Source organism: Rhizorhabdus sp. GW822-FHT03C02 (assembly GCF_058801765.1).
Genome location: NZ_JBXANN010000020.1, coordinates 69979 through 81390 on the forward strand (window position 1 = coordinate 69979; position 11412 = coordinate 81390).

Annotated in this window: 10 protein-coding genes; 5 read left to right on the forward strand and 5 right to left on the reverse strand. The window is 67.8% G+C overall.

Annotated features, from left to right (window positions below; genetic code table 11):
• Positions 1-19: 19 nt before the first annotated feature.
• The 3 genes from AC1RM6_RS29115 (at position 20) to AC1RM6_RS29125 (ending at position 2142) form a co-directional block, all read left to right on the forward strand.
• Positions 20-448, forward strand: a complete 429-nt coding sequence (locus tag AC1RM6_RS29115) for an ExbD/TolR family protein (protein WP_493107927.1) — start codon at positions 20-22, stop codon at positions 446-448.
• Between the two features lie 174 nt (positions 449-622).
• A complete protein-coding gene (locus AC1RM6_RS29120; RefSeq protein ID WP_493107929.1) occupies positions 623-1567 on the forward strand; it encodes an XdhC family protein in 945 nt (314 codons plus the stop codon).
• Positions 1564-2142: a nucleotidyltransferase family protein gene (locus AC1RM6_RS29125; protein ID WP_493107931.1), complete on the forward strand. Its 579-nt coding sequence runs from the start codon at positions 1564-1566 to the stop codon at positions 2140-2142. Before AC1RM6_RS29120 ends, AC1RM6_RS29125 begins: the two co-directional genes overlap by 4 nt.
• Here AC1RM6_RS29125 and AC1RM6_RS29130 read toward each other — a convergent pair.
• The 3 genes from AC1RM6_RS29130 to sthA form a co-directional block, all read right to left on the reverse strand.
• Positions 2129-4627 (reverse strand): ABC transporter permease, encoded by a 2499-nt coding sequence (locus tag AC1RM6_RS29130; protein ID WP_493107933.1) that lies wholly within the window; start codon positions 4625-4627, stop codon positions 2129-2131. The genes AC1RM6_RS29125 and AC1RM6_RS29130 overlap by 14 nt on opposite strands.
• Complete coding sequence (locus AC1RM6_RS29135) at positions 4624-5310, reverse strand: ABC transporter ATP-binding protein (RefSeq protein WP_493107935.1); 687 nt, start codon at positions 5308-5310, stop codon at positions 4624-4626. The genes AC1RM6_RS29130 and AC1RM6_RS29135 overlap by 4 nt, the downstream gene beginning before the upstream one ends.
• A 103-nt stretch (positions 5311-5413) precedes the next feature.
• Positions 5414-6886 (reverse strand): Si-specific NAD(P)(+) transhydrogenase, encoded by a 1473-nt coding sequence (sthA, locus tag AC1RM6_RS29140; protein ID WP_493107937.1) that lies wholly within the window; start codon positions 6884-6886, stop codon positions 5414-5416.
• 129 nt (positions 6887-7015) lie between these two features.
• On the opposite strand from sthA, the gene AC1RM6_RS29145 reads away from it, so the two are divergent.
• Positions 7016-7522, forward strand: coding sequence for a hypothetical protein (locus AC1RM6_RS29145; protein WP_493107939.1), 507 nt, complete (start codon positions 7016-7018; stop codon positions 7520-7522).
• Positions 7523-7600: 78 nt separating this feature from the next.
• Here AC1RM6_RS29145 and clpA read toward each other — a convergent pair whose 3' ends face one another.
• Entirely contained in the window at positions 7601-9916 is a 2316-nt protein-coding gene (gene clpA / locus AC1RM6_RS29150) for an ATP-dependent Clp protease ATP-binding subunit ClpA (RefSeq protein WP_493107941.1), read from the reverse strand.
• Between the two features lie 132 nt (positions 9917-10048).
• The gene (locus AC1RM6_RS29155) at positions 10049-10246 is read right to left on the reverse strand and encodes a DUF1192 domain-containing protein (protein WP_493107948.1); all 198 of its coding nucleotides are present in this window, start codon (positions 10244-10246) and stop codon (positions 10049-10051) included.
• A 70-nt stretch (positions 10247-10316) separates the two neighbouring features.
• Between AC1RM6_RS29155 and AC1RM6_RS29160 the strand changes: the two genes are divergently transcribed.
• Entirely contained in the window at positions 10317-11318 is a 1002-nt protein-coding gene (locus tag AC1RM6_RS29160) for an NAD(P)H-quinone oxidoreductase (RefSeq protein WP_493107943.1), read from the forward strand.
• The last annotated feature ends 94 nt before the right edge of the window (positions 11319-11412 follow it).

An 11412-nucleotide genomic window follows, 5' to 3' on the forward strand; every position in this document is an offset into this window, starting at 1 on the left:
CTTTCTAGGAGTAATCATCATGGCAATGGCAGCCAGTACCGCCGAAGGCGAGCCGATGATGGACATCAACACGACGCCGTTGATCGACGTCATGCTGGTGCTCCTGATCATGTTCATCATCACCATTCCGATCCAGACGCATGCGGTGAAGCTCGACCTGCCGCAGGATCAGCAGAATCAGACCCCACCGCCGGTCGATCCGGTCAAGAACAAGGTCACGATCGATCCCGCCGGCACCATCTTCTGGAACGGGACCCCGGTCGATATCACCCGGTTGCGTCAGTATCTCGACATCACCCAGTCGATGAACCCGATCCCCGAGCTGCATCTGCAGCCCGACCCGCAGGCCCGCTATGTGGTGGTCGACGAAGTGCTCGCCACCACCAAGAAGGCCCAGGTCGAAAAGATGGGCTTCGTCGGCAACGAGGCTTACGCCGGGGCTTTCTAAGCACCTGCGAAACGCCGGATTCAAGGGCGGCTCTTCGGGGCCGCCCTTTTTCGTTGAGGCCAGGCGCGCCCGATCCGATCTTGCACAGCTTGCCCTGATTATGATCTATGGTGGATCATATAAAGCTGGCCCGACGCCCTGCGGGCTGCGACCCCTTTACGCCGAAAGACCGACATGATCGACGATCTCACCCATGTGCTCGCGACCGCGCGCGGCTGGATTGCCGACGGACATCGTGCCGCGATCGCGACGGTCGTCGATACCTGGGGATCGGCGCCGCGCCGCAAGGGCAGCCATGCGGTCATTCGCGACGACGGGCTGTTCGAGGGCTCGGTCAGCGGCGGCTGCGTCGAGGGCGAGGTGATCGTTGCCGCGCAGGGGTTGACCAACGCCCGGGGCGGGGCGGTCCGGCTCGATTTCGGGGTCGCCGACGAAGCCGCCTGGCAGGCCGGGCTGGCCTGCGGCGGCGAAATCTCGGTGCTCGTCCAGTCGATCGACGACGGCCATTTCCCAGCCATGCTGCTCGATCGCATCGCGACCGAGCGTGCCGCCGGGCGCTCGCTACGCGTCGCGACCGATCTCGACGCGGGGCGGAGCGCGGAGGCCGACCCGCAACAGGCGGGGGCCGGTGCGTTCGAGAATGTCTACCAGCCGCCGCTGCGGATGATGGTCGTCGGCGCGGTCCATATCGCCCAGAGCCTCGCGCCGATGGCGGCGCTCGCCGGCTATCGGCCGCTGATCGTCGACCCGCGCGAGGGCTACGCCGCATCGAGCCGCTTCACAGGCTTCGAGGTCGACACACGCTGGTCCGACGAGGCGATCGAGGACTGGCGCCCCGACGCCGCGACAGCGGTCGTGACCCTCGCGCACGATCCCAAGATTGACGATCCGGCATTGATCGCGGCGCTGCGCAGCGATGCCTATTATATCGCCGCGCTCGGCTCGCGGCGGACCCATGCCAAGCGGATCGAGCGGCTGACCGCCTTGGGCTTCGGTGAGTTCGATCTCGCCCGGATCGAGGGGCCGGCGGGGTTGGCGATCGGTGCGGTCACCCCGCCCGAGATCGCGCTGTCGATCCTCGCCGGTGCGGTCGCGGCCTGGCGGCGCCGCCAGCCTTGACCGTCGGCGTGATCGTGCTGGCGGCCGGTTCGGCGCGCCGCATGGGGGCCGACAAGCTCGGCGCCGATCTGGGCGGCCGGCCGATGATCGATCATGTGCTGGCGGCGATTGCCGCCGCCGGTCTGCCCGCGCCGATCGTCGCGGTCCCACCCGGCGGCCTCGCCGGGATCGGTGGCGGTGTCCGGCGAGTCGAGGTCGGCGATCACCAGCTCGGCATGGGCCATTCGCTGGCGGCGGCGGCCCGCGCCATTCCCGACGGCTGGGGCGCGGTGATCGTCGCGCTCGGCGACATGCCGTTCGTTCGCGCCGACAGCCTGCGCGCGCTCGCCGACGCCGCGGCGGAGGGGGTGATCGTCGCGCCTGCCCATGACGGCCGGCGCGGCAACCCGGTTGCCTGGGGGCGCGGCTTCTTCGCGGCGCTCGCCGGTCTGTCGGGCGACCGCGGCGGCAGGGCGCTGATCGACGCCCATGCCGCGCAGTTGCGTATCCTGCCGCTCGACGATCCCGGCATATTGATCGACGTCGATACCCCCGAGGCGCTGGCGGCCGCCCGGGAGCGCTTCAGAGCGTCCTGAGCGCCCGTGCAGGACGTGCGTTGAGCGCCGGCAGCGATCCCGCCAGCCCGATGCCGAGGGTGCCCAGTGCGCCCGCCGCGAGCGTCATGAGCACGATGGTCCAGTCGGTTGCCCATGTCAGCTCGAACATCCGGGTCACGATATACCAGCCGGCGGCCGACCCCAGCGCCAACGCGAGCGCCGAGATGGCGAGCGCGAGCAGGGCATATTCGATCGCCTGCGCCGCCAGCACCTGGCCGCGGGTCGCGCCGAGCAGCTTGAGCAGCACCGAATCATAGGTGCGTGCGCGGCGCGAGGCGGCGATCGCGCCGATCAGCACGGCGATGCCGGCCGCGAGCGTCACCGACGCGGCGGCGCGGATCGCCGCCGCCATCTGCTCGAACACGCTCGCGATCTGCCCGACCACGTCCTTGACCCGGATCAGCGAGACCGATGGGAAGGCGCCGGTGACCGCGCGATTGACCGCAGGTTCGGCGGCGGCGTCGGGCAGCGCGATCGTCGCCATATGGCTGTGCGGCGCGGCTTCGAGCGCACCGGGCGCGAAGACGATCCCGAAATTGAAGCCCATGCTGTCCCAGTTGATCTCGCGCACCGCGGCGAGCTTCGCCTCGATCTCGACCCCGAGCACCGAGAAGGTGAGGCTGTCGCCGATCTTGAGGTTCAGCGAATCGGCGGCGCGCTTGTCGATCGAAACCAAAGGCGGCCCGGCATAGTCGGCGGGCCACCAGGCGCCGTCGGTGATCTTGTTGCCTTCGGGCAGCGTCGCGGCATAGGTCAGCCCACGATCGCCGTTGAGGATCCACGCGCCCTGCGGCACCGGTTTCATGTCGGCGACCCGCACCCCGCGCACCGCGACCACCGACCCGCGCAACGAGGGCACGCTGGTGATCGCCGCTTGGGGCGCGGTCTCGCGCACGATCTGGCGGAACCGGTCGATGCCGTCGCTCGGTATGTCGAGCGCGAAGAAATTGGGCGCCTTCTTCGGGACGGTCTGCTCGATCTGGCTGGCGAGATTGGTCTGGATCACCGCCAGCCCGACGAACAGGGTCAGCCCCAGGCCCAGCGCCACCACCAGCCGGTCGGTCTGCGCGCCGGGGCGGTGGAGATTGGCGATCGCGAGCCGGAGCAGCGGCCGGCGCGGGCGCGGCAGCGCGGCGGCGGTCCGCCGGATCACCCAGCCGACCCCGGCGAGCAGCGCGAGGATGAGCACGACCCCGACCAGGAAGCCCGCGCTCAGCATGGGTGCGCGCGCGGTGCCGATCGCGAGCGCGACGATCCCCGTGGCCGACAGCAGCATCGCGATCAGGACGCGCCGGGGCGGCAGTCCGAACGGTTCGATCCGCGCGCGGAAGATCGCGGCGGGGGTGACCTGTCCGGCACGCGCGAGCGGCGACAGGCTGAACAGCAGTGTCGCGAGCACGCCATAGGCCGCGCTGACCAGCAGCGGCAGCGGGAAGAGCGCGAACTGCGGCTTGACCGGCAAGGCGTCGCCGGCCGCGACCGCGACGATCGCGGGCACCGCCGCGCCGATCGCGAGCCCGATCAGGATCGCCCCGCCGGCGACCAGCGCGATCTGGATCAGATAGGTCAGGAAGATCGTCCGCGACGATGCCCCCAATATCTTGAGGGTGGCGATCCCGCCGCGCCGCTGGTCGAGCCAGGAGGTGACGCCGTTGCCGACGCCGATTCCGGCGACGGCCAGCGCGGTCAGGCCGACCAGGCCGAGAAACTCGCCGAGCTGCTCGATGAAGCGCCGCAGGCCGCGCGCGGCGTTGGTGCGGTCGCTCACTTCCCAATTGGCATCGTGGAAGCGCTTGTCGAGCGCGTCGGCGATCGGCTTGACATCCCCCTGACCGGCGATGCGGATGCGATAGCGGGTCTGGTAGAGGCTGCCCGGCTGGACCAGCCCGCTGGCGCGGACTCCGGCCATATCCATCAGCACCGCCGGGCCGAGCGCGAAGCCTTCGCCGACCCGATCGGGCTCGTCGGCGATCAGGCCGATCACCCGATATCGGCTGTCGCCCATGCGCAGATGGTCGCCGACGCGGATCGAAAGCCGCTCGGCGAGCGCCGGGGCGATCGCAATGCCGGTTCCCGCCGGGCGTGGGGCGAGCGCACCCGGAGCAAGCCGGAAGCTGCCATAGAGCGGCCAGCGATCGTCGACCCCCTTGAGTTCGGCGAGGATCGACGCGCTGCCGTCGCTGCGCGACGCCATCGCCCGCATCTTCACGCTTTCGGACACCGTGCCGATCCGCGCGAAGGCGGCGCGTTCGCCGGGGGTGGCGGACCGCTGGGCGACCGTCATCTGGATGTCGCCGCCCAATATCTCTTGCCCGCGGCCCTCGATCTCGGACACGATCGCCGACGACAGGCTCGCGACCCCGGCGAGGCCGGCGACGCCGAGGATCAGGCAGATGGCGAGCAGGCGCAGCCCCGAAAGTCCGCCGCGCAACTCGCGCAGCGCCAGCGTCCAGGCGAGCTTCATGCGGCGCGCCGGTCCGCGATGATCGCGCCGTCGCGCATCTCGACGATCCGGCCGCAGCGCGCCGCGAGCACCGGATCATGGGTGATGACCAGCAGGGTCGACCCGGTCTGGCGCTGCCGGTCGAACAGCAGGTCCATGATCGTGGCGCCGGTCGTGGCATCGAGATTGCCGGTCGGCTCGTCGGCGAAGATCAGCGCGGGGCGCGGCGCCATAGCGCGCGCGATCGCGACCCGCTGCTGCTCGCCGCCCGACAATTGGGCCGGATAATGGTCGAGGCGATGGCCGAGCCCGACCGCCTCGAGCTCCTTCGCGGCGATCGCGAAGGCTTCGGCGACGCCGGCCAGTTCGAGCGGCACCGCGACATTTTCGAGCGCGGTCATCGTCGGCAGCAGGTGGAAGGCCTGGAGGATGATGCCGATCCGGCCGCGCCGGGCGGTCGCCAGCGCGTCCTCGTCGAGCCGCGAGAAGTCGAGTCCGGCGATCCGCACCTCGCCCTGGTCGGCGCGCTCGAGCCCCGACAGGATCGCCATCAGCGAGGATTTTCCCGATCCCGAGGGGCCGAGCAACGCGACGCTTTCGCCCGGGCCGACGGTGAGGTCGACCCCGCGCAAGATGTCGACCCGGGCGTGACCCTTGCCGAGCGAGAGACGGACGGCGCGGGCTTCGATCGGATCTGCTGTCATTGGCCGAACATGTGGTGCTGCGCCGCGGCAATCAAGCGGCGCCGCGAAATTTGGAAAATATGCCGAATTTCGCACATGCGCGGAAAACGGGTGGGAAAACCGCCTATCCGGTCTGTTTGACGCCGAGCCCGGGGGTGTGCGCGACCGCCTTTTCGAGGTCGATCTGCTTCTGGCGCGCGTCGCCGGCATAGCGCGGCATGCGGTTCCAGGCGTCGAGCGCGGCGATCTTGTAGCCTTCGGCGAGGGTCGGATAGTTGAAGGTGTTCTCGACGAAATAGTCGAGCGTGCCGCCGAGGTTGAGCACCGCCTGGCCGATATGGATGAGTTCGGTCGCGCCCTCGCCGATGATGTGGACCCCGAGCAGTCGCCGGTCGTCGAGCGCGAAGATCATCTTCATCATGCCGTCTTCGAGGCCCATGATGTGCCCGCGCGAGGTCTCGCGGAAGCGGGCGACCCCGCATTCATAGGCGATGCCGCGCTCGCGGACCTCCTGCTCGGACAGGCCGATCGTCGAGATCTCGGGGACGGCATAGATGCCATAGGGGAAATAAGCGGGAGCCGGCGGCATCGGCGCGCCGAAGGCATGGCACGCGGCGATCCGGCCCTGTTCCATCGAGGTCGAGGCGAGGCTGGGGAAGCCGATCACGTCGCCGGCGGCGTAGATATGCGGGACCTCGGTCTGGAAGGTCTCGGGATCGACCGCGAGCCGGCCGCGCTTGTCGACCGTGAGCCCGCAGGCGTCGAGATTGAGCTTGGCGGTGGCCCCCATCCGCCCCGCGGCGTAGAGCAGCATTTCGGAGCGGATCCGCCGGCCGTCGCTGAGGATGCAGACCGGCCAGCCCTGGCCGTCGGTCTCGACCCGCTCGACGGTGCAGCCGAGCCGGATCGACATGCCGCGGTCGCGCAACTGGTGGACGAAATCGTCGATGATCTCGCGGTCGATGAAGTCGAGGAAGGTTTCGCGCGGTTCGATCAGCGTGACCTGGACGTCGAGCGCCGAGAAAATCGTCGCATATTCGATGCCGATCACCCCGGCGCCGATCACGGTCAGGCTGCGTGGCACCCGCGGCTGCGCGATCAGCGCGTCGCTGTCGAAGACATGGATGTCGTCGAACGGGATATGATCGGGGCGGAACGGCGCGGTGCCGACCGCGATCAGCACCCGGTCGGCCTCGAAGCGATGATCCTCGCCATTGGGGTCGGTGACGACGATGTCGTGCGGTCCCTCGAACCGGGCCACGCCCTCGGTGGTGCGCACGCCGTTGCGCGCGAACTGATGTTCGAGCACGTCGATCTCATGATCGAGGGTCTTGCCGAGCCGGGTGCTCAGATCGCCGCCGCAGATGTCCTTCTTCACCCGATAGGCGCGGCCGTAAAATTCGCGCTCGCGCCAGCCGGTGAGGTTGAGCACCGTCTCGCGCAGCGTCTTGGAGGGAATGGTTCCGGTGTGCACCGAGACGCCGCCGACCCGCGCCCGGTTCTCGACGACGAGCACCGAATGGCCGAGCTTGGCGGCCTGGATGGCGGCGCGCCGGCCGGCCGGGCCGCTTCCGATGACGATCAGCTCGTAGCGCATGCGAATCCCCTCCGCCGGCCACCGAAATCGGCAACCTCCGCAATGTGCCTGTCTGATCCTCTCTTATGGATTTATGGTTAACATATCGCGGCAATGCGATGAAGCGGCGTGATTCGACAGGAGAAGCGGATGATCTCATTCAGGCTGGCGTTCGTGATGGGGGTGTCGCTGGCAGCGGCGGGGGCCTCGGCGCAGAACGAGGCGGCGCCCGAGAAGCCGAGCGCGATCCGCAGCGCCGCGGAGGATGCGGGGCGGATCGCCAGTCAGCCGGCCAAGGATGTCGGGGCGGTCAAGACCAGCATTCCGCCGGTGCTTGAGGGCGCGCAGGCCGATCCTTACGGGATCCAGGGCTATAGCTGCGGGCAGATCGCGCAGGCGATCACCGAGCTCAACGCCGTGCTCGGCCCCGATTTCACCGCCGGGCCGGTGGCGAAGGAAAACCGCAAGGGCAAGCTCGCCCAGGCCGGCGGCCAGACGGTGGTCAATTCGCTGATCCCGTTCCGTGGGCTCGTGCGCGAGGTGACCGGCGCCGCGCCGGCCCAGCGCCGGCTGAACGCGGCGATCGACGCCGGTTATGCGCGGCGCGGTTTCCTGCGCGGCGTCCATCTGATGCGCAAGTGCAAGACCAAATATTGATCGAGGCGACGGTGATGCGCCCCACGAAAAAGGCCCGCCTCTCGCGAGGCGGGCCTTTCTTCATGTGGTGGGTTCGCCTCAGACCTTGGCTTCGGCCGCGGGCTTGCCCTTCTTCTTCGGACGCTTGGGCGGGGCGGGGGTGACCTCGAAGGACAGCGCGCCGTCCTTCATCTTCACCTTGACCTCGCCGCCATGGACCAGCTTGCCGAACAGCAGTTCCTCGGCGAGCGGCTGCTTGACCTTCTCCTGGATCAGGCGGCCCATCGGACGCGCGCCATAGAGCTTGTCGTAACCGCGCGCGGTGAGCCAGCTCTTGGCTTCCTCGTCGAGGCTGATGTGGACGTCGCGATCGGCCAGCTGCAGTTCGAGCTGCAGGATGAACTTCTCGACGACGCGGTTGATGACCTCGGTCGGCAGATAGCCGAACGGGACGATCGCATCGAGCCGGTTGCGGAATTCCGGGGTGAACATCTTCTTGACCGCTTCCTCATCCTCGCCCTCGCGGGTGAGGTTGCCGAAGCCCAGGCTTTCGCGCGCCATGTCGGACGCGCCGGCATTGGTGGTCATGATCAGGATCACGTTGCGGAAATCGACGGTCTTGCCGTGGTGATCGGTCAGCTTGCCGTTGTCCATCACCTGCAGCAGGATGTTGAACAGGTCCGGATGCGCCTTCTCGATCTCGTCGAGCAGCAGCACGCAATGCGGCTGCTGGTCGACCGCATCGGTGAGCAGGCCGCCCTGATCATAGCCGACATAGCCCGGGGGGGCGCCGATCAGCCGGCTGACCGAATGGCGTTCCATATATTCGGACATGTCGAAGCGCTGGAGCGGGATGCCCATGATCGAGGCGAGCTGGCGCGCGACCTCGGTCTTGCCGACGCCGGTCGGACCCGAGAACAGATAGTTGCCGATCGGCTTGTCGGGATCGCGCAGGCCCGCGCGCGACAGCTTGATCGCCGACGACAGCGTCTCGATCGCCTTGTCCTGCCCGAACACCACCCGCTTGAGGTCGGTCTCGAGGCTGGCGAGCGCCTTGGTGTCGTCGGTCGACACCGATTTCGGCGGGATGCGCGCCATCGTCGCGATCACGGCCTCGATTTCCTTGGGCGTGATCACCTTCTTGCGCTTGGCGGGCACCACCAGCATCTGCATCGCGCCGACCTCGTCGATCACGTCGATCGCCTTGTCGGGGAGCTTGCGGTCGTTGATGTAGCGCGACGACAGCTCGACCGCGGCCTTGATCGCGTCAGGCGTGTATTTGACGTGGTGATGGTCCTCGAACGCCGAACGCAGGCCGGTCAGGATCTTGATCGCATCCTCGACCGTCGGCTCGTTGACGTCGATCTTCTGGAAGCGCCGCAGCAGTGCGCGGTCCTTCTCGAAATGGTTGCGGAATTCCTTGTAGGTGGTCGATCCGATGCAGCGGATCGTGCCGCCCGACAGCGCCGGCTTGAGAAGGTTCGACGCGTCCATCGCACCGCCGCTGGTCGCGCCGGCACCGATCACGGTGTGAATCTCGTCGATGAACAGCACCGCGTGCGGCAGCTTCTCGAGCTCGGTGACGACCTGCTTGAGCCGCTCCTCGAAGTCGCCGCGATAGCGGGTGCCGGCGAGCAGCGCGCCCATGTCGAGCGAGTAGATAACCGCTGGCAGCAGCACCTCGGGCACGTCGCCTTCGATGATCTTGCGGGCGAGACCTTCGGCGATCGCGGTCTTGCCGACGCCGGGATCACCCACATAGAGCGGGTTGTTCTTCGAGCGGCGGCACAGGATCTGGATCGTGCGGTCGACCTCGGGGCCGCGGCCGATCAGCGGATCGACCTTGCCGTCCTTGGCCTTCTGGTTGAGATCGACGCAGAACTGCTTGAGCGCGCTCTCGCCTTTCTTGCCGTCCGATTTCGCCTGGGTCTTTTCCTCGTCCGCCCCTTTCACTTCGCGCTGCTCCGTGGCTTGGCCGGCCTTGCCGACCCCGTGGCTGATGAAGCTGACCGCATCGAGGCGGCTCATGTCCTGCTGCTGCAGGAAGAAGACGGCATAGCTCTCGCGCTCGCTGAACAGCGCGACCAGCACATTGGCGCCGGTCACCTCCTCGCGGCCCGAGGACTGGACGTGCAGGATCGCGCGCTGGACGACACGCTGGAACCCGCTGGTGGGGTTGGGATCGCTCTCGTCATCGACCTTGAGCGCGTCGAGTTCGGTGTCGAGATAATGGGTGACGGCGGTGCGAAGCTCCGAAAGGTCGACACCGCAGGCGGTCATGACCTTCGACGCATGCTCGTCGGCGATCAGCGCCAGGAGGAGATGTTCGAGGGTCGCATATTCGTGACGCCGGCTGCTGGCGGCCGACAGCGCGTTGTGGAGCGTCTGTTCGAGTTCGCGGGCAAAGGAAGGCATATCTTCAGTTCTCCTGCCGGACCGGGATGCCCCGGGCCGGTAACGCATATGTCGGGTGCCACATGCCGTTGATCAAGAACCCACCACTCAGCCGGAGCGTTGCGCGTCTGCCGCACTCCGGAGAGAGGAGCGTCACCGCCTGAATAAGGCTTCAGCGGTTGCGCGATGGTTAACGGCTTTTTCCATCTTGCCGCGGCACCGCGCGATCTCGGTTTCGAGCGCTTCGATGCGGGCCTTGAGCTCGTCGACGGAAAACGGGTCGAGATCCTGACGCGCGAGCAGCAGCACCGGATCGGCGTTGCTCTTGGCCAGGGGTTCGTCAGGCTCCATGACGACAACGTTGACCGTAGCCGCCGCCATGTCAATAAACGGCAGCTTATTGAGGCGAACGAAGCGCGATATGGCCCTGATTCCGGAATGGATGACCGCGATAGACCCCGCGGAAAAGGGCGGTCCCGAGATATTGACCCCCGTTCGCAGGGCCGTGCCCGTGCCCGGGCCGGCGCAGGTCCTGGTCCGAGTCGCGGCCGCCGGGGTCAACCGGCCCGATGTCGTGCAGCGCAAAGGAGCCTATCCGCCGCCGCCGGGGGCTCCCTCGATTCCCGGACTCGAGATCGCCGGCGAGGTGGTCGCGATCGGCCCCGGGGTGATGCCCGAAATGCTCGGCCAGCTGGTCTGCGCGCTGATTCCGGGCGGGGGCTATGCCGAATATGCGGTCGCCGACGAGGGGCTCTGCCTGCCGGTGCCCGAGGCGCTGTCGCTGGTCGAGGCGGCGGCGCTGCCCGAGACATTGTTTACCGTGTGGAGCAATTTGTTTGAGCGCGCCTATGTGATGGAAGGCGAGCAGGTGCTGGTCCATGGCGGCACCAGCGGCATCGGCACGATGGCGATCGCGCTGTGCGGATTGTTCGGGGTGCGGATCATCGTCACCGCCGGGTCGGACGAGAAATGCCGGCGCGCGCTGGGGCTCGGCGCGACCCATGCGATCAACTACCGGACCCAGGATTTCGTCGCCGAGGTCCGGCGGATCACCGGCGGCGAGGGGGTCAACGCGGTGCTCGACATGGTCGGCGGCGATTATCTGTCGCGCAACCTCGACTGCCTGGCCGATGACGGCCGCCATGTCTCGATTGCGGCGCTGGGTGGACCGAAGGCCGAGCTGGCGATCGGGCGGATGATGGCGCGGCGGCTGACCCTGACCGGATCGACGCTGCGGCCGCGCAGCGTCGCCTTCAAGACGCTGATCGCCGACGAGATCGCGCGCAATGTCTGGCCGCATGTCGAGGCCGGCGAATTGCGGCCGGTGATCGACTCGACCTTCCCGCTGGCCGAGGCCGCCGACGCCCACCGGCGGATGGAGGGCAGCGGGCATGTCGGCAAGATCGTGCTGACTGTTGGGTAGGTGGGGGTTTCATCTCGCCGTCATCAACTCAGTTGTTTTCGGAGATCGTCGCGGATCATGGCGTTGGCGATGACGATGAGTTTTCGCATGACGG